Here is a 24,796-nt window from a genome sequence, read left to right as displayed (position 1 = left end):
TCAAACCTATCAGATGTCATTTAATTTCTGTTTCATGACCTCAACCGCAGTTTCTGGTGTGTATGCACCGTTTAAGAACATCTCTCCGATTATCTCAGACAGCACATTGTTCATCTCGTTGCTTCTCTCGTCTACGAATGGGATATCGGGATCCGTATTCAGAAGGATCTCAGCCAGCTCTGAAACCACAGGTTCTCCGCCGAACGCCTCCCAGCCGTTATCCCTGCTTGCCGCGATGGCGCGGATTCCTTCCATGCAGCCAGTTGCATACTGCGCCATAACTCCATCTTCGTTTACATTGGAGAACTTCTCAGCCGCCTCTTTCGTAAGTGCAAGATAACGGACTACATCTTTTGCTGTCTCTAAGTGTTCCGTATTTTTATTGATCGTATAGTACTCCGTATTGTTGATATACGTCTCTCTTCCATTTTCCGCGAATTTCATCGGTTCTGCAATCGCCAGATGACCATAACCGCCCTGACCATTTGGGTCTACGTTCGTCACATAGTAAGCAGCATGTGCTGCGACAGATGGAAACGCGGCGATCTTGCCGGCATTGAAAGCAGTCCAGTATGCCTCGCTGTTGCCCTGCTGGCTCGTATGCCAGATCCCGGCGTCGTAGCATTTTTTCATCAGTTCCAGAGCTTCCTTCCCCTTGTCCAGAGACACATTGCCCTCTGAATCCAGGACCTGTCCTCCCAGCATATAGATGAAATTCTGAAATACCTCGTTGCAGCCGCTGTCCGCCGGATCAAATGCACCCGCATAGTAACCGTTTTCCTTCAGCATTACCGCCTGGTTAAAATAATCGTCAAAGGTTTTCGGCGCAGTCAGTCCCAGTTCGTCATAGATATCCTGTCTGTACATAAATACATACTGGTTAGTCACCTGATTGGGTATTCCATATACTTTTCCCTCCATGGTTACCGGATCCATGACCGGAAGCACCTCTCCCTCCGTAAACATATCTGACATATCCACGAGATACCCCGCCTTAGCAAACTGCGGCGCATACAGATCATGTACAATCATGATATCCGGCGTACTTTCATCGTTTGACAGCTGAAGCTTCATTTTTGTCGGATATTCCGCATAGGAGTATTTTTCAAAATTGATCTTCACATTTGGATGTTCTGTCAAATAATCCCGGAGTACAATTTCTGCCACGGATACGAGATGGGCGCCTCCCATCATCGTCAGCTCGATTTCTCCCTCTTCTTTTGCCTCCGACCCGCTCATCGTCGTTTCTGCTGTTTCCCCGTTTTTTGTTTCGTTACTGCTTCCACCGCAGCCAGTCAGTGACATACACCCCAATACTACGGCAATCCCCATTGCTAACCCTCGTTTTTTCATAGATACGAAACCTCCTTGTTTGGTATATTCTTTATTTTTATTTCATTTTTTATGATTTCCAGCCGCTCCGGATCCACTCTTCCCACCTGCTTCTCCATGGCATTGGCGATGCCGCAGGCCATGGAAAAACGAAATATCTCTTCCATGCTCCAGCTTTTTCTCAGGCCTATGGCAAATCCTGCTACCGTCGAATCCCCGCTTCCTATGGTGGAAGTCACTGAAACACTGGGAATAACCGCTTCCCAGCAGCCCTCCCTTCCGGCCAGGATTCCGCCCTCCGATCCCAGGGAGACCAACACATAAGCCACTCCATCCTGAACAAGCTGTAATGCCAGCTTCCTCACTACCGTCCGGTCGGACACCGGTTCCATTCCAAACAGTTCAAATAATTCCTGCATATTGGGTTTATAAAAATAATAACCGTCTTTTCTCAATTGTTCTACGGTTACGCTGTTTGTATCCAGAAAGCATCTGGCTTCCTTCCATTGACACATTGCACTTATTTCACTGTACAGGCTATCCGGCGCGCCTTCAATCGTCATACCGGAGCAGATCACAATATCGTCTCTCTGCAAATCCTCCCGAAGCCGGCACAGCAGCTGCTCCACCTGCCTCTTCTCTACGGTCGGCCCCTGCTCAACCAGTTCGGACTCTCTTCCCTGTTCCAGATCGATGATATTAATCGTCTCTCTCGTATTGCCGTTTATCTCGATCAGACAGGCATCGATCCCTTCCTTTTCCATAAAGGCCCGGATCATTCTTCCGTTGCTGCCAGCGATAAATCCGTACAGAGCCACAGGTTCCCCGCACTGTTTGCATACCTTGGCGACATTGATACCTTTCCCTCCTATAGATACCTCTCTCAACAGGTGGAAGTATTTTTTTCCCGGTTCAAAACCATTGACATGGTAAGATCGGTCTATCACCGGGTTTAAACAGATCGCCCGAATCATTGACTCACCCCCTCTTTCACCCAGTTGTGGCCGGAGCTCCCCGTCACCTGACTCATTTTCCACATAACCTCTTCCTTCCACGCATCCTTTCCCTGTTTTAAATAGACGCGGGGATCGTATTTATCGGGCTGTTCCCTAAGAACTCTGCGCACCGCACCGGTAAATGCAAGGAAATTGTCCACATCCATATTGGCCTTGCAAACTCCATATTCTGCGGACCGGCGTATACTGCTCTCACTGCAGTTTTTCATCACCTCCACACGGCCTCCCTGTTCATTTACATATTCAATCAGATGCAGGGGAAGGGACGCCGCTCCGTGTAATACCAGCGGAAAGCCTGGCAGTTCAGCCTGAATCCGTTCCAGAACCTCCATATGCAGAGGCAGATTTTCTGCCGCCTTTACTCCGCCGTGTGAGGTTCCCGCCGACACAGCCAGGCTGTCACAGCCGGTCAGAACAACGAATCGCTTCGCAGCGTCCGGATTTGTAAATTCCACATGTTCTGCAAAGATTTCGTCCTCGAATCCAGGCAGACGTCCCAGCTCCGCTTCCACACAGACCCCCCTTGCATGGGCATATTCCACGACTTCCCTTGTAAACCGTACATTCTCCTCAAAGGAAAGATGGGATCCATCAAACATGACCCCTCCCACGCCTGCATCAACCGCCTGCATAGCTGCTTCTGCCGTCGGACAGTGATCATGATTGATTCCTACAGGAACCGATACACTTAAAGCGGCAATCTTCATCACCTCTATAAACTGCCTGAAATCCGGAACGTATTTCCGTGCCCCCATGGACACCTGAAGTATTACAGGCGACTGCTCTTCCTCCGCCGCTTCCAGCACCGCACACAGACTGTCATAGTTAAATACATTAAACGCTCCCACAATGTAACGGCGTTTCATGGCATCTACGTACAACTGATCCAATTGAACAATCATTATTTGCCTCCTTTTATAGAAAACGTTTTCTATCGATTTAAAAAAATAATGGGTTTCTATGGGAAGGAAAACCGGAATCCACTGAAATCCCTTCAACTCCTTTCTTTCCTTCCCCTTTTCCGGTGCACCTCTATCTGCAAATATGTCTCAGCTAAGGCTCCGAATTGAATTACCATGTTTTAACTTCAGAGGCAGTTCATAATGGCAGAAATCCTCCTTCTCCCCCTTCAGCCTCATTAAGACCAGCTCTCCTGCCAGCTGCCCGATCCGGAATGGATCCTGAACCACAGATTCAATTTGAGGCTGAATCAACTGGTGCATCGGCAATTCCCCAAACGAGACCACCGATACGTCTTCCGGAATCCGGAGATTCAGTTCCTCCAATGCCAGCAGAGTACCTTCTGTCATCACATTATTGGCACAAAATACTGCTGTTGGCTTTAACCCATTTCCGGCAAAGATCTGCTTCACCCACTGCCTGGCATCGTCACTGGTAAAACCGCCTCTGCTGACCCATTCATCTCTCAGAGGCAGTCCATAGGCCTGCATCGCCATGCGGACGCCTTCCAGTCGTTCCTTACCAGAACTGATATTCATCAATACATTGTTAACTGCAATCTCCGTATGACCTTTCTGTATCAGCGCCTCCACCAGCTGGTAAGAGGAATCCCGGTTGTCCTCCACCACAATATCTGCCTGAAGCCCCGGAACCTTACGGTCGATTGCAATAACTGGCGTTCCATTCCCGGCAATATTGTTTAAATGATAGGAACTGCTGTCGGAAGAAGCGATTACCAGCGCATCCACACAGCGCTCCTCAAACATAGAGAGAATCTGATGTTCCTTCTCCACGTTTCCGTCGCTGCTAGCATAAATTATCTGATAACCCTGAGCGGAAACGACGTCTTCCAGCTTTCTCGCTGCCTTCATGAAGAAACGGTTCGAAATATCCGCCACCACCAGGCCTATGATACCGGTATTATTACTCTTCAAACTTCTGGCCACCAGGTTCGGCCTGTATCCCAGTTCAGCTACCGCCTTCTCAATCTTCTCCCTGGCTTCCGCACTCACCGGATAATTATTATTGAGTGCCCGCGACACGGTGGTTATGGACATACCCGCGTGGGCTGCCACTTCTTTTATCGTAACATTTTTCACATCGCACGCTCCTATAGAAAACGATTTCTATGTTTATTATAACCAGCTCCACTCCACTTGTCAATATGATTTTTATTTTTCTGTTTACAGACGGTTGCTGCTCCTTGCTCCCTCCCCTGCTGCAGTGGTCATCATCTCTGTTATCTAGGGTTATAAACAGTAGTTTGTAATGAAACGAAATGAGCCGTTTGACATTTTCACGCGCATATATTAGAATAAAAAAACCGGGTTATGTGTTGTACGCTTTAGGCGGATAAGGTGCAGAACGACAAATCGAAAATTGTGGAGGAAAAAGATAATGGCAAAAGAAAAGGGGTCATTTAAAGAATTTCTATCGGCAGTTGCGCCAGAACACCAAGCGTTTGTCGAAAAACTTAATACCAAACTTATTGAACAGGGATGTGATCTTGTAATTAAGGAAGCAAAAAGCGGTTATGCTGCTTCATATCAACTAGAGAAGAAAACAGTGATGAATTGGGTGTTTCGCAAGTCCGGTATTTTGGCACGGATTTACGGTGACAATGCTGGTAAGTATGAGGATACAATCGCTTCTCTGCCTGCTGATATGCAAAAGAAAATGACTACCTCCCGTGACTGCAAGAGATTGTTTGACCCTAATGCTTGTAGTGATACCTGTGTTAAAGGTTTTATCTATGCCTTGAATGGCGATACACATAAAAAATGCCGTAATGACGGAATGTTTTTCCTGCTGACAAATGAAACAGCGGAGCATATAGCTGGTCTGGTCTGTGCAGAGGTTAATGTGCGTAAGTCAGCTTTATAACGACAGAAAAGTTAAGACCTATAGTATGTTGCTTGACAGATTTAAAGCGTTGACTCAGGCTTGCTATAAAAGCGAACACCATCGAGGAATTTGCAATTATGATTTTAAAAGAAAAGGACAGAGAACATTGTCACTTATGTAACCGACGATGTTCTCTGTCCCTTTTTATGGCTGAGCCGCTCCTTCTATTGAATCAAACACTGATTCTCATCAAACCCATCCGCATACATACTGTCCTTATATATCTCATCCAGCGTATCAAAGCGGAAGGTTCCCGCCTTCACTTTATAGAACTTCTTCTCCTCCGGAATATAGAACATCCCGCTCTTATCCACGTTTATGGCTGCAATCTGTTCTGTATCCGCCGAAAAATATATCTGGTACGTGGTTGCCTCGTCCAGCTGGCCGTTCGGGACCTCCTCTAAGGAGAAGCCTGTAAATAAGTCGGCCACCGCTTTAATCCTGCCTTTATCCTCGCTGAAGAACGAATAACACACAGAGCCATAGTAAATGGAAACCGCTTCCGACTTCTCTGTATCAATCGGTATGCCGGAAAGCACCTCTCCGTCTGCCGTATCCGTTCCTGCGCCGTTCTTTCCTGCATGATCTGCCTCTGACGCAGCAGCCTCTGTTCCACCGACGGCGCTGTCAGCAGCCGTCTCTGATCTTCCGACGCTGCTCACATCCGGTGCTTTCGCTGAAGCACCGCAGGCGGTCACCGTAAGCGCGGCCGCCATGAAAAGTCCGATAAAAGCGGCGTAATATCCTGTTTTTTTCATTTGTCTAATCACCTGTCCTGTTATACCCGGTCACACGGCAAACTGGCTGTTGTACAGTTCCGCATAGAAACCGTTCTTCTCAAGCAGGCTCTCATGAGTCCCCTGCTCGATGATATGGCCGTCCCGCATGACCAGAATCATGTCTGCTTCCCGTATGGTGGAGAGACGGTGGGCGACAATAAAGCTGGTCCTGCCTTCCATCATCTTGGAAAATGCCTTCTGAATCCGTATCTCAGTTCTCGTATCAATGGAAGACGTGGCCTCATCAAGAATCAGCATGGGCGGCAGACACAGCATCACACGCGCAATGCACAGGAGCTGCTTCTGTCCCTGGGACAAATTGCTTCCGTCCTCAGAGATAACCGTGTCGTACCCATCCTTCATTCGTTTGATAAAGCTGTGGGCATGAGCCTCCTTCGCCGCTTTGACCACTTCCTCGTCCGTGGCTTCCGGCCTTCCATATGCGATATTATCACGAATCGTGCCGGATTTCAACCATGTTTCCTGGAGGACCATGCCGTAACTCGTTCTTAAGCTCTTTCTCGTAATCTCCCGCACATCGGTTCCATCCACTTGAATCGAACCGGAATCCACATCGTAGAAACGCATGAGCAGGTTGATGACCGTGCTCTTTCCGCATCCGGTCGGCCCCACAATGGCGACACGCTGCCCCGGTTTTACTTCCAGATTCATATTTTCGATCAGCGGTATTTCAGAATCATAAGAGAAATTCACATCGCTCAAAGACACTTCCCCCTTTACCTCCGACAGGACGGCTGCATCCGGCGCATCCGGAATCTGTGGTTCCTCATCGATCAGTTCAAAGACGCGGGCCGCCGAGGCCAATGCGTTCTGAAGCTCCGTCACCACGCCGGAAATCTCATTAAACGGCTTCGTATACTGGTTTGCATAGCTTAAAAAGCTGGAGAGCTGCCCCACCGACAAATAGCCGGAAATAGCCGCAAACGCGCCTGCAATTCCCACGCTGGCGTACACCAGGCTGTTGACGAACCGGGTAGCCGGATTGGTAATGGAAGAAAAAAATGTAGCCTTAAGTCCCCATACCCGCAGACGCTCGTTGATTTCCTCGAACTGGGACTGAGCCTCCGCCTCATAGCCGAATGCTAAAACCACTTTCTGGCTGCCCAGCATTTCTTCCACAAGGGAGGTGAGTTCGCCCCTCGTCTGCGATTGTTTCCGGAACATAGTGTAAGTCCGCTTTGCAATAAAGCTGGCCACAAACAGAGAGACCGGGGTAACCAAAATCACGACAACCGCTATAGCCGGATTGATTGTAAACATGAAAATGAGGGTTCCTAAAATCGTAAGGATACCCGTAAACAGCTGCGTAAATCCCATCAAAAGTCCATCGGAAAACTGGTCGATATCGGCAATCAGGCGGCTGATGATATCGCCGTGGGAATGGGAATCGATGTATTTGAGCGGCAGGCTTTCCACCTTTGCAAACGCCCGGACACGGATATCCTTCACCACACGGTACGTGATGATATTGTTGATATGGCTCATAAGCCACTGGGATACAGCGGTAATCAGGATAATGACACCAATCTTCATGAGAATTTTTCCCATGACGGCAAAATCCACACTTCCCGGTGCAAGAATGCAGTCAATGGCTTTACCGGTCAAAATCGGCACATAGAGAGTCAGGACCACCGTGATCAATGCACAGGCCAGTGAAGCCAGGACGCCCCATTTATACCGGCCGATGCTGGAGAGTATACGCCGTATGGTCGTTTTATGCTTTTTCATATTCATCCTACTGCACCTCCTCCTTCGAAAGCTGGGACAGACAGATTTCCCGGTAAACCTCACATTTTTCTAGCAGCTCCTTATGGGTTCCGCATCCCACCATGGCGCCGTCATCCAGGACGACAATCTGATCCGCGTTCCGGATCGTGGTTGCGCGCTGGGATACGATGAATACAGTCATATCCTGCGTCCTCTCCTTAATGGCCTTCCGAAGCCTGGCGTCCGTAGCAAAATCCAGGGCCGACGCACTGTCATCCATGATCAGTATCTCCGGTTTTCTGACCAGCGCCCTGGCAATCGTGAGACGCTGTCTCTGTCCGCCGGATAAGTTCTTGCCGCCGGCCTGGATGTAGAGCTCCAGTCCCTCGGCCTTTTCTTCCACGAATTCAAGGGCCTGAGCCGTCTTAAGCGCTTCATAGATCTCGTCGTCTGTGGCATTTTTCTTTCCCCACTGCATATTCTCCCGCAGTGTCCCGTGGAATAACACCGCCTTCTGCGGAACGACCCCCGCCTTGCCGCGCAGCTGATCCAGCGGATACTCCCTGACATCGTGGCCGTCCACCAATACCCCGCCCTCCGTCGCATCGTAGAAACGGGGAATCAGATTGACAAGCGTCGATTTACCCGATCCCGTACCGCCGATGATACCCACGGTCTGCCCTCTCGTTACGGAAAATGAGATGCTGCTTAAGGCCGGTTCCCTCGCTCCATCATAGGTAAATGTCATATCTTTAAATTCTACCGCCGGAGCACCTTCGCAGGCCTCCAGACACGTATGGTTCTTATCCGTGATTCCCGGCTTCTGCTCGAACACGGCACTGATCCGGTTCGCGCAGGCCAGCGCTTTGGATATGGTGATGATTAGATTAGCCAGCTTCACCAGCTCCACCAGAATCTGGGACATGTAGTTCACCAGAGCCACTACCTCGCCCTGAGTGATAATCCCGCGGTCCACTTCCTTCGCTCCGGTCTGAATGAGCACAATGATGCCCAGGTTGATAATCACATAGGTAAGAGGATTTAAAAGGGAAGAAATCTTCCCGACAAACACCTGGATTTTCACCAGCTTACCGTTTTCCTCATCAAACCGGCGGCCTTCATCCTCCTGTCGGTTAAAGGCCCGGATCACACGGACACCGCTTAGATTTTCCCTGGCGGTCAGAAGCACGCGGTCCAGCTGCCGCTGTACCTTTTTATAGAGAGGCATACTGATTAGCATGATGCCAAATACAACCACGGACAGCACCGGTATTACAACGACAAAAATCAGAGCAGCCTTCACATCGATGGTAAAAGCCATGGCCATGGCCCCGAACACGATGAAAGGAGACCTCAGAAAGAGACGTAAAAATAAGTTAACTCCTGACTGTACCTGGTTTGCATCACTCGTCATGCGGGTGATTAGCGTGGCGGTCCCCGCTTTATCGAGCTCCGCATAGGAGAGGCTGCCGATGTGGGAGAACAGGTCATTTCGCAGCGCCGTACCGAATCCCGCAGCCGCCTTTGCAGCAAAATACTGGGCCGTGATGGAACAGACCAACCCCACAACACCCAGAAGCACCAGAATTCCGCCCATTTTTAATATATACGGGAGGTCCTGTGCCTTAATTCCGACATCGATTACTTTCGCCATCACAAGAGGCACCATCAGCTCAAAACTGGCCTCCAGAAGCTTAAATAACGGCCCTAAGAAGCTTTCCAGCCGGTATTCCCTTAAGTATTTCAGGAGTTTTTTCATTTATCCTTCCTCCGGACTCATATGTTTTTAGAATAATTCATTGTAATATTATAGCATTCTGGTATAATATTACAAGTATCTATTGCAGAAAAATAATTATTAAAGAGGTGTATTCCATGGGACAGATGAATTCAAGGCAGCTCTATTATTTTACAGTGATTGCGGAAACAGGCAGTTTTACGGCGGCAGCAAAAAAGCTGGGGCTGTCTCAGCCGCCGCTCAGCAAGCAGATCATGATGCTGGAGGAGGACTTAGGCGTCCGTCTTCTGACCCGCGGGGCAAGGAAGGCCGAGCTTACCGAGGCTGGTTCCTATCTCTATGCCCGGGCTAAGGATATCCTGTCCATGATGGATACGGCCGCTGATGAGCTCCAGAATTTTCCCTCCTCATCAAAGGGAATCTTAAAGCTGGGAACGATCTCCTCCTCCGGCAGCTTTCTGGCGGACAGCATCCTGCCGGACTTCTGCCGGCTTCATCCCAATGTTCGTTTTGAAATCTCCGAGGGGAATACTTACGAGCTTCTGGAAAAGCTGAAAAACGGTATTATCGAATGCGCTGTGGTTCGAACACCGTTTAATACCGATGGTTTTCACTGTGTCTTCGGATCAGAAGAACCGCTTACGGCAGTCGGAGTTTCCTCCTGGTTTGACGCGATCCCAGGCGGCACAATCCGTCTTACAGACCTGGCAGGAAAGCCTCTCATCTATTATCGGCGCTTTGACGCCATCATATCCATGGCGTTTCAGAATATCGGCGCAGCGCCTAATATCTTCTGCCGCAATGACGACGCCAGGACGTGTCTCCAATGGGCTGGCGCCGGCTTAGGCGTGGCCCTGGTGCCGGAATCCATCAGCAGCATGAGAACGGTCGAAGGCCTGACAGTCCGGATCATTGATTCTCCGGAAACGGTCACCCGCATGACTGCCATATACAAAAAAAATGGCTATGTTTCAAACATAGCCAAAGAATTTGTAACTTATTTTGAAACACATTCTAAGCCTCATTCAGCTTCACAGCCTTCCCAAACACGAAAAATCCGATGAGAAACATCACGGCCAGAATCGCAACACCGCCGTTGCTCTTTCCCGTAATCTGAGCGAATAATCCCATCAGAGCCGTTCCCATGAAAGAAGCGCCCTTTCCGCAGATATCAAAAATACCGAAAAATTCTCCCGATTTCTCAGGCGGAATGATTCTGGCAAAATACGACCGTGACAGCGCCTGGATCGCTCCCTGGAACATGCCGACGCAAACGGCCAGCACCCAGAACTCATACTGCTTATCCAGCTGAATCGCATAAAGCGCAATACAAAGGTATGCAAGAATACACAGGCGAATGAGTTTTTCCGTCCTGTACTTCTTCGCCGCTTTGCCGAACAACAGCGCAAATGGGAACGCTACGATCTGAGTTAAAAGAAGCGCCAGCAAAAGTCCCTGGGAATTGAGCCCCAAAGAGCTTCCATAAGCCGTAGCCATCTCGATAATGGTATAGACCCCGTCAATATAGAAGAAGTATGCAATCATGAAAACAAAGATCTTCTTATGATTCTTCAAATCAAGAAGCGTATGCCCCAGGCGGCGCAGGCTCTCCTTCACCACTCCGCGTCCCGACTCCGCGTTGCCCGTATAGTGAACCTGTTTGTAGTGGCGGAGCAGAGGCACCGTAACCACGAACCACCACAGGGCGTTAATGATGAGCGCAATCACCATGGCAGTCACCATAGTGATGCCGATCTTTTCATAGAACAGTACAAACACAAGGCTGAACACAAACGGAACACAGCTTCCGATATACCCCCATGCAAACCCATGGGAGGACACCGCGTCCAGACGTTCCGGCGTCGTGATATCCGGAAGCATGGAATCGTAGAACACCAGACTCGCAGAGTAGCCCACCTTTGCAATCACAAATACCACCAAAAATACAATCCAGGATTTTGGTATGGCAAGTGCGGCACATCCCAGAACGCCCACCATCATACAGATCATAAATATCGGTTTCTTATACCCCTTCGTATCGGCAATGGCGCCGCAGACCGGGCCGATAAAAGCCACCAGCAGCGTAGCAATCGAGGCTGCATATCCCCAATAGGCCAGATAATCCACCTCGGAGACGCCCTCCAGTCCCGCCAGATAATTAAAGTAAATGGGCAAAATTGTCGTCGCAAGCAGCACGAATGCGGAATTTCCTACATCGTACAGAATCCAGTTTATCTCCATTTTTGTAAGCTTTTCTTTTTTCTCCTGTCCCATGTAAGGTTTCCTCTCACTTTCTCTGTTTTCACTGCAGAAAATCAAACAGACTCATCTGGCTGTTTTCGTAATTCTTCTTATACCCGTGAATAATGTCCTTCATACGGTACAGAATCCCGTATTTCTCACACTCTGCCGCAAATATGGCCCAGAGCCGCTTTGCCGCCGGACTCCGGCATTCGTAGCGTTCTCCGTACCGTTTTCTGTATTCCGCCGCCAGATCCCGCTCCGGAAACAACTGACCCAGCTTATCATAGTACCACTCCCTCTGATTATCACGGAGCGTCACACCAAAAGCCGCATAAATAAAAGAAGCTCCCGCCTCATGGGCCTTTCTCACGACAGCCGTAATATTTTCCGGACTGTCTTCCAGAAATGGAAGGACCGGCATCAGCAGAATACCGGTAAACAGCCCTCTGGAGCTTAAGTAATCGATCAGTTCAAACCTCTTGGTCGAGGACGGCACGCCGGGTTCGATCTTCCCCGCCAGCTCATCATCCGCAGTTGTCACCGTCACTTTTAAGATTACAGGCGAATGCTCTTTTATGCTCTCTAAAATATCCGCATCCCTTTTTAAAAGAGTGCTTTTCGTGGCAATCCCTGCTCCGAAGCCGAAGGCGTCCACCAGCTCCAGCGCATGTCTGGTCAGCTCCAGCTCCTTTTCAAATGGATTATAGGGATCACTCATGGCTCCGGTGCCTACCACTCCGGTCTTTACCTTCCGCCGCAGATCATCCCGGACAATCCGAAGGGCATCTTCCTTGGCCCGCACCGTGTCAAACCGTTCGATCCGATAGCAGGAAGACCGGCTGTCGCAGTAGATACAGCCATGGCAGCAGCCTTTATAAATATTCATATTATAATCGATGCCGAACCATTCGGAGCTCTTCGTCTTCGTCACGATGGTTTTCGCCGGTATATATTCCATACGCGCTCCCTTTCTGATTGATTCCATTAGTACCATTCTATCAAATGCAGTACGGTAGGGCAACTTATTTTCGAAAAATAGTTTGTTTTTCAAAATAATTTGAACTGTTAAAATGCTTTTGCCGATAACCTGATTTGAAATTCCGGTGTCTCGCTTGATATTTTTTTGCGGTCATGGTAATATTTTAGTTATATCATTAACAAAAAGGGGATATCATGATTGGATTAATACTGCGAGGCAAACAGATCTACGACAAATTCAGCAAGGATGAAATGACTGTTTACGCGGCCCAGGCGTCTTTTTTTACCATCATCGCGGCATTTCCGTTCATCATGCTGCTGATGGCTATGATCCAGTTGATACCAACGATAACAAAGTCTAACCTGCTGCAGGTAATTACAAGTCTGGTACCGGCCAACCTAAAGAGCCTGGTCTTCGGCGTCGTCGAAAATATCTATACCAACTCTCCCGCTACCGTTTTATCCGTAACGGCAATCGCCGCCATCTGGTCGGCCTCCCGCGGCATGCTGAGCATCGAGCGCGGACTGAACCGGGTATTCGGGAAACAGAAGAAGAGAAATTACGTGGTGACGAGGATGATCTGCGCCGGTTATACGATTGTGTTTATGCTTATCTGTATACTGACACTGGTACTTCTGGTTCTTGGGAGCTCCATTCAGGGATTCGTCGAACACCATTTTCCGGTCATTGCAGAGATCACCCATTACGTTATCAGCTTTCGAACCGTGCTCCTTCTGATCCTGACGATCTGCTTCACTTTCCTCTATACGTATGTGCCGGAAAAGAAGCAGCATTTTAAAAAGCAGCTGCCCGGCGCCATTTTTTCGACACTGGGGTGGATTGCGTTTTCGTTTGCGTTTTCTATTTATTTTAACAATTTCAGCAATTTCTCTGTTATGTACGGGAGCCTTACGGCTATTGTGTTGTTGATGCTGTGGCTGTATGTGTGTATCTGTATACTGTTTCTTGGAGCGGAAATAAATTATTTTTATTCCGGGGATTGGAAGGAGCAGAAAAAGGCGGGATAATGGTCAAGCCAGGTGGCCTGCAAGAGATCGGAATGCGAAGTGTTTCAGGATTATGGAGTTAATGTTTTGCTTTGCTGCAGAATTTCCTTACGGCTGGAATCCGCCTGATACCGGAAGAAAAAGGCCCGTGAGGAACTCATAATATGGAACTCTACTTTGGGGAAGATGACTTGAAGATGAGGGATTGAAGCAACATTTTCCCAGATCAAGGATAGTGAAAATGGTTCCCTTTACATGTGGGCAGGCTGATGTACAGCCTGCTCTTATTATGACTTTAGCCGGTTGAACGCTTAATGCGCAAAATCATGAATACCCGTTTGACAGGTTTTCATGATTTTATTGTTTGGTAGTAACTATGACGCATTTTTGTTATAGTGTATGTTAATCCCGGATTTATGAAACCATTACAACACGACTGAAAAAGCTTTATAGTGTAACAATCTTAATAATCCACAAGGAATCTTCTGCCATACCATCACAGTTCTGCTGTATTTATGGCTATGTTTCCTCAAAAATAAACAAAACTTCGATTGGTGTTTCCACCTCTCTCGAAATATCGATCGCCAGCTTCAGCGATGGATTGTATCTGCCCGCTTCCAGTCGCATGATAGTTTCCCGTCTTACACCGACTTTTTCAGCCAGTTGTTCCTGGGTCATCTCCTTCAGTTGTCTGTACTTTTTAAGATTGCACGTAAATTCCCCCATGGCTACTCTCCATTTTCAAAGCGGTACAGCAGGTACTGTTGAAGAAACAGTGATAAGCCAAATGCAAAACCGATAACAGCAATTAAAAGTTTTAGCATCACATATGGATTATTGATCCGAAATGCCGACATAGAGAGAAGCGCCACAGCGATAATCAGAGTAAGGGCCACTTTGTTAGCCATGGCACTGGCTCTGGTCTCATTAGCTAAATAACGCTCATCAATCATCGTACCGGACATCTTCCCCTCATAGTAAAAACCGAAAAATCCAAAAAAGCAGAAAAATATCAGCGGAAACGGCACAGGCAAAATACCGTCTTCACGAAAAAACTGGGGCAGAAAACCCAGAAATCCTGACAACCCCAAAAAACCTAACAGCCCCATCTTCGGACTGATTTTTCTGGTAAATGTAGGTTTTTGACCTGCGGAGTATTTATTATTCATGACAGCCTCCTTATAGTGATATATTTATCTCTTTATAGGATAAATATATCACTTTTCTGTGCTGATTGTCAATCCCTTGCTTTTGAATTCTGCTTACTATCATTTAGATTCTTCATTTATAATCTGTCCTTTACTATTCCCTTCGAATCCAGCCCTTCTGCCATCATCATCTACAAATCTACGGTGGCGATTCTTGGTTCAAAACAACAAGCCGGACGGACACAGATAATCCTTACACCACTGGCTCTCTGAGGACCAACCTTCATAAATGTAGCGATTACACTGGTCTTTCCATGGAGTCCAAGCGGACCGATTTCAGCCTCATTCACCCTTCTGGTAATCTCCTGCTCCATTTCCGACTGAACATCGAATTTTCCATCCACCTGCGCCTGAAGCATCATGGATGTTGCTTCAAAATGGCTTCTGCCAATGCCAACTGCAAGAGTACATGGAGAACAGCCCAATTGAGAGACTCCCTCAATCGCCCACTTTACGATTTCATTCAGCACCACATCTGTGCTGTGCTTATGAAATACACGATACGTTTTTCCTCTGATCGCAGGACCACCACCAAACATCAGTATATGAAGCCTTACGACATTATCTCTACATCGCCTGATAAGTATCGGAGCCGGCTCCACACCTGCACTTTCTGGATTTAAACCACCAGATTGGTCAATCCTCTGACTGTCATCTCCCATAATCGCCATAGGACGTCCTGGCAGTTGTTGTAGTCCTTCTGCTATACCTTCCTTGATAGCATCCAGCATCCGTCCACTTACTGCCGCATCTGGACCTACTTCAAGTACCATATGCGGGATTCCAGTATCGTCGCAAAGAGGGCTATGATTCCTTTCTGCTGCATTGGCATTCTCCAATATAGTCTCAAGAACCCACTTTGCCTTTTCATTGGTTTCATTAGCTATCGCTTTTCGATAAGCTTCTTTCTTATCCTCTCGAAACGTTGACCCTGCCTCTACCAGCGTGTTCCGGACAAGAGAAACTGTCTTTTCATAACTAAATTCACTCATAGATACTCCTCCCATGCGCTGCTGCAATAATAGCAGGATACCGATTCACCTTAAGCCGATACAAGGCCTCCATCCCCAATTCCGGAAAAGCAATCAATGTCTGTTCTGTCGTCTTATCCCCTAACAGCGCCGTCACTGGGGGGATTACCGCATACACCGCATTGTTTATATTCAAGGCCTTTATCGTTTCTTTATGAATCTGGCCCTTTCCAAGATGCAGCTTCACACCAGCCTTTGACAGTGGCTCTATACTGCTCTCGATTTCCAGTTTATTACTCGATGTAGGACCTACTCCCGCCGGGCTCACTGCTGTATGAAAAAAAACACTTCCTTTTAACTCATACCCGAGTGTATTAGACTTGCTTTCTTCAATCAGCCTAACCACCTTCGGCAGCACAGCATCCCGTCCACAAAGAATATATCCTGTAATCAGCACGGTATCACCAACCTGCAGACTTACTGCCGCCACTTCAGAAATCGGTGTGTTTATCTCAATCGCCATAGTGTCCTCCAATCCTTTTCCACTGTGTTGGTTCCCTGCCCAGGCCCTTTAGTCATTGACTGCAAAAAGTCTCACATATGCGCCTTCGTTTTCAATCACGCCAAAAGCACGCGCGCGATTATAAATCTTCACCGCCCAATTCGTATGCGGCTTGATCTCGTTCATTTTATTCGCACCACTGCCTTTTACCACACCGCCTTCACTATGGCCAAGGATCATACACGCATCATCATACTCTTCCTTCGTAACTGCCATCAGCGCATTGACAAATTTGACATGTGTCGGATGAATCACGGTACGTCCTACAAAGCCGTTGGCTTTGTCCAGAATCACTTCGCGAAGCAGACCATCTATCTCATTGTTCACAATTGGCAGCCGCTTCATCAGATAATCTTCCAGCCCATGTTTCGGAAGTTCTTCAAACATTAATTCCTTCGGCGCACGGAAATACTCCCATACAGGTCCGGAAATCACATAATCGTTATCCCGTCCACAGACATTGATAATATCTGTCAGGCATTCGCGGACGGTCATGATGTCGTAAATGGAATAATCGACCCCCCTGCGCACGCCAAATACTGAGGAGAAATCTGTACCGCCAACACGTACCTGTAAGACCAGTTCACGATATTTGTCAAGAATCTTCTTGATACCTACCAATTCCGATATACGTGTTTCCTTGTAGGCTACTTCCGAGTCCTCAATGATTGGCATGCCATACAAAATCTCCTCAAGGCGGTCGTTTAAATCCTGCAAATAAGCAAAATATTCGTACCCATTTTCTGCATTAAACTTAGGGAAATTAATTCCGCACAGCGATCGCGCTTGTTTTTTGGTCAAGCCCTGACCAAAATGTTTAAATTGTGTGAGATTACGTATGCGCACAAAAATAAGCGGAACCGCTTCCGGCGCCAGATTCCCCTTATCCACAGCATCCGTCACCGTATCCAAAAGCCGGTATACATTCTGCTCTGCTTCCTCCACCCGATCTTCCGGACAAGCATCCTCAAAGCACAAAACAATGGTCGTAAGTCCAGGCATAGCACCTCCAAGTATCTTCGGTGCAAAATCCTTGATACCAGGCATATACATCGTAGCGCCAAGACAATACTGCAGCAGCTCCCTATCGGTATATTTATTGAATTCCTCCGGTTCTACCAAAAACTTGAAATCTTTGTTATATAGATGGTGTCTCATCTTTTTTTATCCTTCCCTATTATGTACTTTATCATTGCTTTACTATTCTATATTAAGCTCCCTTTCGGTGACCACACAGCCTCCGGATAATACTCGTCAATCATTCGTTTCACAAGCACGCACTGCTTTGCCCTCTTTCTAGCGTCATCCTCCGTGCTGTCCCAGCTGTGTGTAGCCGCAACAGAGCCTCCTGTTTTTAAATAGAGCGGTGCTGCGATCCGTATCATATCCGGCACCTCATAGTGACGGATAAACCCACCCGTGGACTTCGGATTTTCAGTATGAATGTCAATCGGACAGTCCACTGCCTGACGCATTGCCGCCAACATTTGGAGCTGTATATCACGAACTGGATTGATGGAATCAGCACCAATGCTCTCCAACACCTTTGCCGATGCCGGGTTACCATGGCCGGCATGAGCCGATACCTTAAAATGACAGTCCGCGGGGATCTCCCCTGCCTTTCTCATCTGATCCAGCACCCACAGGCAGCCTTCATCGTAAACGAGGAATCCCCTGCAACCGATTCCAGCAGCCCGTTTTACATCTTCTACTGCTCTTACGATCTGCTCCTGCCCTCGAAGACGGTACCCCATACGGACTCCTTCTTCGGTATGGACCGAAGCAGATGTATCTGTCGTTGCTCTTGGCCCTATGGCAAGGATCAGATCTGTCTCCCATTTATGTGCAAGCTCTACCATCCTCTCGATTTCTTCATCCGTAAGGCGCATAATTCCCTGTGTTTGTGTTACTCTGTGAAGATAAAGTCCATAAGAATCCATTGCCTCCAGAAGTGCCCTCATCACTTTCGGTCCCTGAATTCCCGGAACCTCAAATCGATACTGCCCATTGTCTTTAAATCGTTTTTTTGATTCAGGAAGGTCATAAGCGTCCCCTCCTGGCAGACCGATTGTTTTTAGAAATTCTCTCGTTTTGTCCATACTGTTCATCGTCTATCCATCCTTTCACTCAAGATAACTTACACATAACATAAGCAAACTACCTCGCTGTTTATAAGGTTATTAATCCTTTTAGTGATTTTATCTATTCAATTCTTCTATCATGGCATCAATGGCTTCTCTATGGGAAAAATCCAGCGGAGGCAGTTTTCCACTCAGCCCTTTATGAATACGCACATCAATAAAAGAAGCTTTACCACAGTCTTTCAACGCAGCGAGTGCAGCGATCAGTTCCTCTTTTCCCGTCACAGGATGATGCATCGTTTCATATCCGCAGGCCTCCGCGATCTTTGTAAAGTCAATTTTATAACCAGCAGATGGCTGGCCTCCTACCGATTCATGTGCGCCATTGTTCAAAATAATATGTAAATAATTCGGCACATGCAGCTTACTAACCATAGTCATGGCCCCCATATGCATCATAGCAGCAGAGTCGCCATCCAATACCACTACCTTTCTCTCCGGTTTTTCCAATGCTATTCCTAATGCTACAGAAGAAGCATGCCCCATAGAACCGACATTCAGGAAATCGTTTTCCTTGCTTTCATTTCTTCTTTCACGCAGAAAAAATAACTCCCTAGTAGCCCGACCAGTTGTTGCAGAAAAGATTGCATTGGAAGGCATGTGGTTAAGAATAATCTCAATTGCTTCTTCACGGCTCATAGGATATAAGTCATCTTTATTATTCAGCTTTTCTTCTGCCATAACCCCTTTTGGGGCAATCAGTGCATACGGCTTTCTATATTTGATACAATAATTAACAGCTTCGTCTGTAATCCTCTCATATTGACCGATATCATCTGTAAGAATAGAGTAGTTGATGTGCATGGCATCCAAAAGAGGGATTGTAATCTCTCCTTGCAATTCGTGCTGTGGCCAGTCTCCCATTCCAGGCTGGCCGCGCCAGCCAATCAGAAGTAACATAGGAACACTATAGACATGCTCATCAACCAAAGATACCAGTGGATTGATCATATTACCCATTCCACTGTTCTGCATGTATACCAGAGGAAGTTCCTTTGTTGCAAAATAATGACCTGCTGCAATACCAATTGCATTTCCTTCATTAGCCGCAATAATATTCTTTTCTGGGAAGTGTTTTAATGCGTAGTTGCAAAAGCCATTTAAATAGGAATCCGGTACCCCTGTAAAAAACGTCACACCACAGTTACCTAATTTTTCAAATATTCTTTCCTGATCTAACATTTCTCTTAACCTCCCTATTTTTTACCTTTATAAAGGGTAAAATATTCCGGACTGTCTACCCTGCTGATTTCCCATGCCGTTTCAAACGCATCAACAATATCTGCTGGTAAGGGTCCTTCTTTTATGCTGGATATATTCTGCTTCATATGTTCCAACTTTGAAGCTCCGATCAGAATCGCATCCCCTCGTTCTCCATCCAACATAGAGTGATATGCAAGCCAACGGTAGGTAGCTTCAATAGTTGTGATACCATATCTCTCTGATGCAGATTTAATTACATTGACAGCTTCAAAAAAATTCTTTTTCCAATAACGTCCCTGATAATTGGGTCTATGTGTAAATCGTCCATCAGTTGGTTCTTCTTCAAACTGACCGTATCTTCCGGTTAACAGACCGCCTGCCATAGGATTATAGGCATAAAAACGCATTCCATAATGGTTAAGGCATGCATTGAGTTCAATCTCAGCCTTTCTGGTAAGAGGATTATAGACTCCCTGAAAAACAGTAGGCTTTACCCAGCCATATTTATCACATTTATTCCACACATCAGCTACCATCCATGCCGGGAAATTACTTAAACCAAGTTCCTTAAATCTTCCCTGGTCATAAAGAATTGACATTGCTTCCAGCACAGATTCCACTGGAGTTGCAGGATCTGGGAAATGCAGATATTCTATATCCACACAGTCTAAGCCCAGTCTTTCCAGTGATTCATTTACCTGCTTATATGCAGCTTCTCCATCCAGTTTTCCACTTATTCTGGGGTTTACTTTTGAAGCAATTCGAAATTTTTTATCCAATTTAGGCAGAACATCACCAAGTAATCGTTCACAATTACCCTCGTTATATACAAAAGCTGTATCGAATTCGTCGTAGCCCAAGTCAAAAAATGTGTTTATAAATCCCTCAACCTCTGGAGCAAACACCGATTCCCCAAAAGTCATGGTTCCAAGCACAATATTTACATTTTTCATAACAGACCTCTCTATAAATACTTCATAATATCATGAACTAATGCTGATTCACGGTGTACTGTATCAAATATAGAATCACTGGCATCAGTATATACACCAGCATATTGCATTAGCATGTCATAACGGTTTTTAAACTCTTCATTTGTTAATGGATTTTCCGGCTCTCCCTTTGGAAAATCTACTCGTTCTGAAACCATTCCGGATTTTGTCATAATGCTAACGATCGCAGGCTGAATCTCAGGAAATTCTTTGCTTAATTGCTCATCTGATATCACATGGACTTTCCTTGTTAATTCAAGAATCTCTTTGTTTTTCACCATTTCCTCACTGAATTCCTGGAGTCCGGCTCTTCCATAAATCACCCCAGCCGCCACAGCATACGGAATACTCATTTTTGCACTGTACGAGCCTGGTATTTCTATGTGATCATGGCCATCTACCGCAAGGTTATATGTTTTGATATCAATCTGTTTAATATCACTAGCTATCAACCCGTACTGAGTCCGCAGATGAATTGCAGCTTCTACTGCCGGATGAGTATAACGGCACGACGCATATGGTTTTGTGTAGCTTTTCATAATGGCATATGTCCCATTTAAAAGTACTGGTTTCAATTCAATATCATCCCGGTCTGTCATCATCTTAAAAAAACCGCGGCCTCCTAGTGGATCAACATGTCCTTTAAATCCTGCTTTCGCTATTTGGATACTCGTAAGCGCAAGGAGCGCAGTTTTCGCAACATTATAGGGCTTCAGTTCAGAGCCATCATCCAGTACCTTCAACATACCAGAGGCTGCAACAGCTGCAGATGCAAAGGCATGAAAACGCTCCTCTTTGTTAAACCCCAGCATATAAGAAGCGGCAATCGCAGCACCTAAGGTTCCGCACGTTCCAGTCGCATGGTATCCCTTAGCTTTATGCCCTGGCTGAATCGAAACAGCCATAGTGTAAGAGGTTTCATATCCTATAATTGCAGCTTTCAGCATGTCGCCAATACTTATTTTATGTTTCTCTGCCAATGGTATTAATAACGAAAAAACAGGACTGCCTAAATGAATTATTCCTGAATTAGTCCCGTCATCAAAATCAAGGGCATGACCATTCAATCCATTGAGAAAAACTGCTTCTTTAAAAGCTATGTTTTTACCTGTTCCTATTGCTTTATAATTTCCGTTCTCTGGTTCTGCAAATTTAAAATATTCTTTTATTTTATAATCCTGAAACTTTGCACCCGCACAGGTTACAGCAAGATAATCAAGTAATGATTGTCTCGCTCGTTCTATCACATTTTCAGCAATTTGCTGGTTATAAACACAATCAATAGCATTAAAAAACTCGATTGATTTATTCATATACCCTCCAATTCTTCAAAAAAAACAAAATAATGTTAATTAATATTTAGTCCAATAAGTGAACAGGTCAATTGCTTTTTCTTTTAATTTGTCGGAAAAACTTTACTATGTATTCCAATATAATTTTTATCAAATCCTTATTCGTCAAAATTGAATATATACAAACTATTATAAATCCAATAAATTGAATAACTATGTTTTCAGAGTAATATATAATACCTAAAAGAACACCTAAAGTAAGCGCAAGGAATAATGTCTTTGATTCTATTTTCATTCGAATGGATCTATTAATATCAAAATATCGAATTACAAACATACTCATAAAAGCAATTAAGCTAGACACCGATGCAGCATATAACCCTATCTTTCTCATAAGCAAAATATCTAATGTTAGATTTATAACAGCTGCTGTTATTGATGTTGTTGCAACTTTTTTTGATTTCTTTTCAGCAATATATACACAACTATAGAGCCCTACCATAACTCTAAAGAGCATCGCCATCATTAGAATGTAAATTTGGTTATAAGATTCCTTGTACTTCCAGTTAACCAGAACCGGAAATACAAATGGCATTAAAGATATTATTAGAAAACAACATGTAGAAAACAGTTTAAAAAAGACTGTCATCATCTCACTGAGAAAGACATCTCTATCCTCATCAGTAAAATGCAGCGAAACGCTTTCTGTCCAGGATAAATTTACAATATTATAAAAATTTATAAAAACATTTGGAAATTTACTGGACACAGTAAATATTCCATTTGACGCTATTCCCAAAAAGTATTTAATTACCAATCTATCCGATACATTAACCACCCACCATGCCAAATTATTCGGTATGAGTGGCAGTGAATACTGGCTTACTTCTTTTATTGTTGAGAATTTAAACTCATGAATGCTCACATACTTCCATATCTTATTGTTGAAAGAGAGATAAATAATTGTAACAACTTGCCCTAAAATAGATGCTGCAAATAATCCATATACTCCTTTGTTCAAAAAAACAAGCGCAATGACATTAAATACAACGGTCGAAACTGCTGAAATAAAACTTGCAATGGCATAACAAGTACTTTTTCCTAGCCCACGTGAAAATTGAAGCATAATAGATACAAAAACCTGAAGTGAAACATAAATCATTAAGAACTGGATATTTTCTACCGGATGAATAAAATTTAAAATTATTAAGAGCACATTGTATGCTGCAGTTTGTATAATACAAGACAAAAATATCGAAGAAAAAATATTTGTTATTTTGTTATTTTTTCCTCGATGTTCTAACATAAACCTAAAAAGGCCCTGATCAAACTGTAGATTAACTATTGGGAGAACTAACATTGAGTAGGTAATCATTATATCAAAAGTACCATATTCAGCAGTATCTAAAACACTTGTGTATAAAGGAAGAAGCAGAAAACTAATACATTGAGTACATATTTTTCCAAACATTAAAACAGCAGTATTTTTTGCAAGTGCTTTTTCTCTCTGCATTTTTCCAGAACCTCCCTCTATTCTTTATGATTCAAATATTTTTCAAAGAATTTTTTCATCAAACATCTAATTTTATTTTTCATGCCGAATGTTGTGTATTTTTTCAAAATATATTCTGAGCCAAATTTTTTATATTCCTCCCAGAAAAGCTCATATTTTTCTGGCTTCTCTGCTGCCTTTCTTAAGTTTATTTGCCGAGGAATAGCTAAATTTATTTCTCTCTCTTCCATCATTATTTTATCTGTCACTGAGCTAATGAAGTCTTGGCCTTTCTGTGTATTCACTGATACAAAAGAAATTCCCAGATCATCATCTATTTCTGGTTCTACTTGATCTATTCCCCAAAAATCGCCTAATGTAATATCGGTAATTCGATCTATCGATGCAAAGCTGCAAGAAAAGCAAGATTTTCTAATAATATATTTTTTTAAATATAAGTAAAAGAATGGTTCATTATCGCGCCTAGCTCCCTGATATATAGTTTTTTTTAAATTAATAAGAATATGATGTTGTTTCCAGCCTATTATTTTTGTTCTAAAACATATATCTGTCACTTTATCTTTTTGTTTTTTTTCTATATATTTTAAATAATCTTTAAAAAATACTGGACTTACATTGCCACCGCACAATACATCACACAATATAAGCTTCGATAAATCCATATTACCTAAATATAGCTTGAGTCCCGCATTTTGACATGGTGTACCGGTAAATAGAACTAATTGTTCATTTTTTATTTTTTCTTTAATTAATTTATAGCAACTACCAATCTCACTTTGAATGTATTTTGATTGTCTCATCATATCTCTTTGATATAATTCTGTAGCAATTATGTGTTTTACAGAGAAATCATTATTCCATACAACACCAACAACACAACCATGTTGCTCTAATACTTTGTCCGATATTGCGGTAAACGCACCGCCCGAAGAACTAATTTTTCTTACGCCTGTATCCTTTAATCTCACTGAATAGACTCTCTGTTTATATTTATTATCTTTTATTACACTCATATTACCAGGTATAGCAGGACAGTTTTTTGAACAACCTCCACATTCAATACACTTGTCTTTGTCTACCACAGGATATCTAAACCCATCTTCTACTTTCTTCATTGTAATTGCATTAAATTGACATGTATTATAGCAGGCCTCACATCCATAACATTGTTTGTTATCTATAATTGAAATAATCTCAGGCATAGCCCCTTCCTTCCGGTATCATAA

23 protein-coding genes are annotated in these 24,796 nt (G+C 44.8%); 3 read left to right on the top strand and 20 right to left on the bottom strand.

Going from position 1 to position 24,796, the window contains the following annotated elements; genetic code table 11:
* Positions 1-9: 9 nt before the first annotated feature.
* From H8S75_RS04240 to H8S75_RS04225, 4 genes are all read right to left on the bottom strand, one after another.
* Positions 10-1,353, bottom strand: coding sequence for an ABC transporter substrate-binding protein (locus H8S75_RS04240; RefSeq protein WP_187019547.1), 1,344 nt, complete (start codon positions 1,351-1,353; stop codon positions 10-12).
* Positions 1,350-2,306 (bottom strand): 1-phosphofructokinase family hexose kinase, encoded by a 957-nt coding sequence (locus H8S75_RS04235; RefSeq protein ID WP_187019545.1) that lies wholly within the window; start codon positions 2,304-2,306, stop codon positions 1,350-1,352. The genes H8S75_RS04240 and H8S75_RS04235 overlap by 4 nt, the downstream gene beginning before the upstream one ends.
* On the bottom strand, positions 2,303-3,250 hold the full coding sequence (locus H8S75_RS04230) for a class II fructose-bisphosphate aldolase (protein WP_187019543.1): 948 nt from the start codon (positions 3,248-3,250) through the stop codon (positions 2,303-2,305). The genes H8S75_RS04235 and H8S75_RS04230 overlap by 4 nt, the downstream gene beginning before the upstream one ends.
* A 147-nt stretch (positions 3,251-3,397) precedes the next feature.
* A complete protein-coding gene (locus H8S75_RS04225; protein ID WP_187019541.1) occupies positions 3,398-4,408 on the bottom strand; it encodes a LacI family DNA-binding transcriptional regulator in 1,011 nt (336 codons plus the stop codon).
* Between the two features lie 298 nt (positions 4,409-4,706).
* Here H8S75_RS04225 and H8S75_RS04220 point away from each other — a divergent pair, with 298 nt between their 5' ends.
* Positions 4,707-5,192: a hypothetical protein gene (locus tag H8S75_RS04220; RefSeq protein WP_187019539.1), complete on the top strand. Its 486-nt coding sequence runs from the start codon at positions 4,707-4,709 to the stop codon at positions 5,190-5,192.
* A gap of 185 nt (positions 5,193-5,377) precedes the next feature.
* On the opposite strand, the gene H8S75_RS04215 is transcribed toward H8S75_RS04220, so the two are convergent.
* From H8S75_RS04215 to H8S75_RS04205, 3 genes are read right to left on the bottom strand one after another with little or no spacing between them, the layout of a single operon-like run.
* Positions 5,378-5,971 carry a hypothetical protein gene (locus tag H8S75_RS04215; protein WP_187019537.1) on the bottom strand — a complete coding sequence of 198 codons (594 nt, stop codon included), beginning with the start codon at positions 5,969-5,971 and terminating at the stop codon, positions 5,378-5,380.
* A gap of 30 nt (positions 5,972-6,001) precedes the next feature.
* Entirely contained in the window at positions 6,002-7,747 is a 1,746-nt protein-coding gene (locus H8S75_RS04210) for an ABC transporter ATP-binding protein (RefSeq protein WP_187019534.1), read from the bottom strand.
* Between the two features lies 1 nt (position 7,748).
* On the bottom strand, positions 7,749-9,479 hold the full coding sequence (locus tag H8S75_RS04205) for an ABC transporter ATP-binding protein (protein ID WP_187019532.1): 1,731 nt from the start codon (positions 9,477-9,479) through the stop codon (positions 7,749-7,751).
* 116 nt (positions 9,480-9,595) lie between these two features.
* Between H8S75_RS04205 and H8S75_RS04200 the strand changes: the two genes are divergently transcribed.
* Positions 9,596-10,522: a LysR family transcriptional regulator gene (locus tag H8S75_RS04200; protein WP_187019530.1), complete on the top strand. Its 927-nt coding sequence runs from the start codon at positions 9,596-9,598 to the stop codon at positions 10,520-10,522.
* Here H8S75_RS04200 and H8S75_RS04195 read toward each other — a convergent pair.
* Positions 10,473-11,732, bottom strand: a complete 1,260-nt coding sequence (locus H8S75_RS04195) for an MFS transporter (RefSeq protein ID WP_187019528.1) — start codon at positions 11,730-11,732, stop codon at positions 10,473-10,475. The two genes, H8S75_RS04200 and H8S75_RS04195, sit on opposite strands and share 50 nt — an antisense overlap.
* A 28-nt stretch (positions 11,733-11,760) precedes the next feature.
* Positions 11,761-12,660 (bottom strand): SPL family radical SAM protein, encoded by a 900-nt coding sequence (locus tag H8S75_RS04190; protein WP_187019648.1) that lies wholly within the window; start codon positions 12,658-12,660, stop codon positions 11,761-11,763.
* 215 nt (positions 12,661-12,875) lie between these two features.
* Between H8S75_RS04190 and H8S75_RS04185 the strand changes: the two genes are divergently transcribed.
* Positions 12,876-13,709 (top strand): YihY/virulence factor BrkB family protein, encoded by an 834-nt coding sequence (locus H8S75_RS04185; RefSeq protein ID WP_187019526.1) that lies wholly within the window; start codon positions 12,876-12,878, stop codon positions 13,707-13,709.
* A 498-nt stretch (positions 13,710-14,207) separates the two neighbouring features.
* Here the strand turns inward: H8S75_RS04185 and H8S75_RS04180 are convergent, their stop codons facing one another.
* From H8S75_RS04180 to H8S75_RS04130, 11 genes are all read right to left on the bottom strand, one after another.
* A complete protein-coding gene (locus H8S75_RS04180; protein WP_187019524.1) occupies positions 14,208-14,414 on the bottom strand; it encodes a helix-turn-helix transcriptional regulator in 207 nt (68 codons plus the stop codon).
* Between the two features lie 2 nt (positions 14,415-14,416).
* Complete coding sequence (locus tag H8S75_RS04175) at positions 14,417-14,857, bottom strand: DUF3796 domain-containing protein (protein WP_187019522.1); 441 nt, start codon at positions 14,855-14,857, stop codon at positions 14,417-14,419.
* 170 nt (positions 14,858-15,027) lie between these two features.
* Positions 15,028-15,888 carry a fumarate hydratase gene (locus tag H8S75_RS04170; protein WP_187019519.1) on the bottom strand — a complete coding sequence of 287 codons (861 nt, stop codon included), beginning with the start codon at positions 15,886-15,888 and terminating at the stop codon, positions 15,028-15,030.
* Positions 15,881-16,390, bottom strand: a complete 510-nt coding sequence (locus H8S75_RS04165) for a fumarate hydratase C-terminal domain-containing protein (RefSeq protein WP_187019517.1) — start codon at positions 16,388-16,390, stop codon at positions 15,881-15,883. The genes H8S75_RS04170 and H8S75_RS04165 overlap by 8 nt, the downstream gene beginning before the upstream one ends.
* A 48-nt stretch (positions 16,391-16,438) precedes the next feature.
* A complete protein-coding gene (locus tag H8S75_RS04160) occupies positions 16,439-17,587 on the bottom strand; it encodes an HpcH/HpaI aldolase/citrate lyase family protein (protein ID WP_002603779.1) in 1,149 nt (382 codons plus the stop codon).
* Positions 17,588-17,634: 47 nt separating this feature from the next.
* Entirely contained in the window at positions 17,635-18,537 is a 903-nt protein-coding gene (locus H8S75_RS04155) for a hypothetical protein (RefSeq protein ID WP_002603778.1), read from the bottom strand.
* Positions 18,538-18,627: 90 nt separating this feature from the next.
* A complete protein-coding gene (gene aepY / locus H8S75_RS04150) occupies positions 18,628-19,752 on the bottom strand; it encodes a phosphonopyruvate decarboxylase (protein ID WP_187019515.1) in 1,125 nt (374 codons plus the stop codon).
* Between the two features lie 14 nt (positions 19,753-19,766).
* Positions 19,767-20,726 carry an aldo/keto reductase family protein gene (locus tag H8S75_RS04145; RefSeq protein ID WP_187019513.1) on the bottom strand — a complete coding sequence of 320 codons (960 nt, stop codon included), beginning with the start codon at positions 20,724-20,726 and terminating at the stop codon, positions 19,767-19,769.
* Positions 20,727-20,737: 11 nt separating this feature from the next.
* A complete protein-coding gene (locus H8S75_RS04140) occupies positions 20,738-22,078 on the bottom strand; it encodes an MmgE/PrpD family protein (protein WP_187019510.1) in 1,341 nt (446 codons plus the stop codon).
* A gap of 67 nt (positions 22,079-22,145) precedes the next feature.
* On the bottom strand, positions 22,146-23,570 hold the full coding sequence (locus H8S75_RS04135; protein ID WP_187019508.1) for a lipopolysaccharide biosynthesis protein: 1,425 nt from the start codon (positions 23,568-23,570) through the stop codon (positions 22,146-22,148).
* 17 nt (positions 23,571-23,587) lie between these two features.
* Positions 23,588-24,772 (bottom strand): Coenzyme F420 hydrogenase/dehydrogenase, beta subunit C-terminal domain, encoded by a 1,185-nt coding sequence (locus tag H8S75_RS04130; RefSeq protein ID WP_187019506.1) that lies wholly within the window; start codon positions 24,770-24,772, stop codon positions 23,588-23,590.
* Positions 24,773-24,796: the final 24 nt, after the last annotated feature.

The organism is Hungatella hominis, from assembly GCF_014288005.1.
Classification (GTDB): Bacteria; Bacillota; Clostridia; order Lachnospirales; family Lachnospiraceae; genus Hungatella; species Hungatella effluvii.
This window is presented reverse-complemented; position numbering and strand designations above follow the sequence as displayed.

Coding starts and splice junctions, on each gene's coding strand:
- H8S75_RS04240 (WP_187019547.1), bottom strand. CDS start 1,353: ATGAAAAAACGAGGGTTAGCAATGGGGATTGCCGTAGTATTGGGGTGT.
- H8S75_RS04235 (WP_187019545.1), bottom strand. CDS start 2,306: ATGATTCGGGCGATCTGTTTAAACCCGGTGATAGACCGATCTTACCAT.
- H8S75_RS04230 (WP_187019543.1), bottom strand. CDS start 3,250: ATGATTGTTCAATTGGATCAGTTGTACGTAGATGCCATGAAACGCCGT.
- H8S75_RS04220 (WP_187019539.1), top strand. CDS start 4,707: ATGGCAAAAGAAAAGGGGTCATTTAAAGAATTTCTATCGGCAGTTGCG.
- H8S75_RS04215 (WP_187019537.1), bottom strand. CDS start 5,971: ATGAAAAAAACAGGATATTACGCCGCTTTTATCGGACTTTTCATGGCG.
- H8S75_RS04210 (WP_187019534.1), bottom strand. CDS start 7,747: ATGAATATGAAAAAGCATAAAACGACCATACGGCGTATACTCTCCAGC.
- H8S75_RS04205 (WP_187019532.1), bottom strand. CDS start 9,479: ATGAAAAAACTCCTGAAATACTTAAGGGAATACCGGCTGGAAAGCTTC.
- H8S75_RS04200 (WP_187019530.1), top strand. CDS start 9,596: ATGGGACAGATGAATTCAAGGCAGCTCTATTATTTTACAGTGATTGCG.
- H8S75_RS04195 (WP_187019528.1), bottom strand. CDS start 11,732: ATGGGACAGGAGAAAAAAGAAAAGCTTACAAAAATGGAGATAAACTGG.
- H8S75_RS04190 (WP_187019648.1), bottom strand. CDS start 12,660: ATGGAATATATACCGGCGAAAACCATCGTGACGAAGACGAAGAGCTCC.
- H8S75_RS04185 (WP_187019526.1), top strand. CDS start 12,876: ATGATTGGATTAATACTGCGAGGCAAACAGATCTACGACAAATTCAGC.
- H8S75_RS04180 (WP_187019524.1), bottom strand. CDS start 14,414: ATGGGGGAATTTACGTGCAATCTTAAAAAGTACAGACAACTGAAGGAG.
- H8S75_RS04175 (WP_187019522.1), bottom strand. CDS start 14,857: ATGAATAATAAATACTCCGCAGGTCAAAAACCTACATTTACCAGAAAA.
- H8S75_RS04170 (WP_187019519.1), bottom strand. CDS start 15,888: ATGAGTGAATTTAGTTATGAAAAGACAGTTTCTCTTGTCCGGAACACG.
- H8S75_RS04165 (WP_187019517.1), bottom strand. CDS start 16,390: ATGGCGATTGAGATAAACACACCGATTTCTGAAGTGGCGGCAGTAAGT.
- H8S75_RS04160 (WP_002603779.1), bottom strand. CDS start 17,587: ATGAGACACCATCTATATAACAAAGATTTCAAGTTTTTGGTAGAACCG.
- H8S75_RS04155 (WP_002603778.1), bottom strand. CDS start 18,537: ATGAACAGTATGGACAAAACGAGAGAATTTCTAAAAACAATCGGTCTG.
- aepY (WP_187019515.1), bottom strand. CDS start 19,752: ATGTTAGATCAGGAAAGAATATTTGAAAAATTAGGTAACTGTGGTGTG.
- H8S75_RS04145 (WP_187019513.1), bottom strand. CDS start 20,726: ATGAAAAATGTAAATATTGTGCTTGGAACCATGACTTTTGGGGAATCG.
- H8S75_RS04140 (WP_187019510.1), bottom strand. CDS start 22,078: ATGAATAAATCAATCGAGTTTTTTAATGCTATTGATTGTGTTTATAAC.
- H8S75_RS04135 (WP_187019508.1), bottom strand. CDS start 23,570: ATGCAGAGAGAAAAAGCACTTGCAAAAAATACTGCTGTTTTAATGTTT.
- H8S75_RS04130 (WP_187019506.1), bottom strand. CDS start 24,772: ATGCCTGAGATTATTTCAATTATAGATAACAAACAATGTTATGGATGT.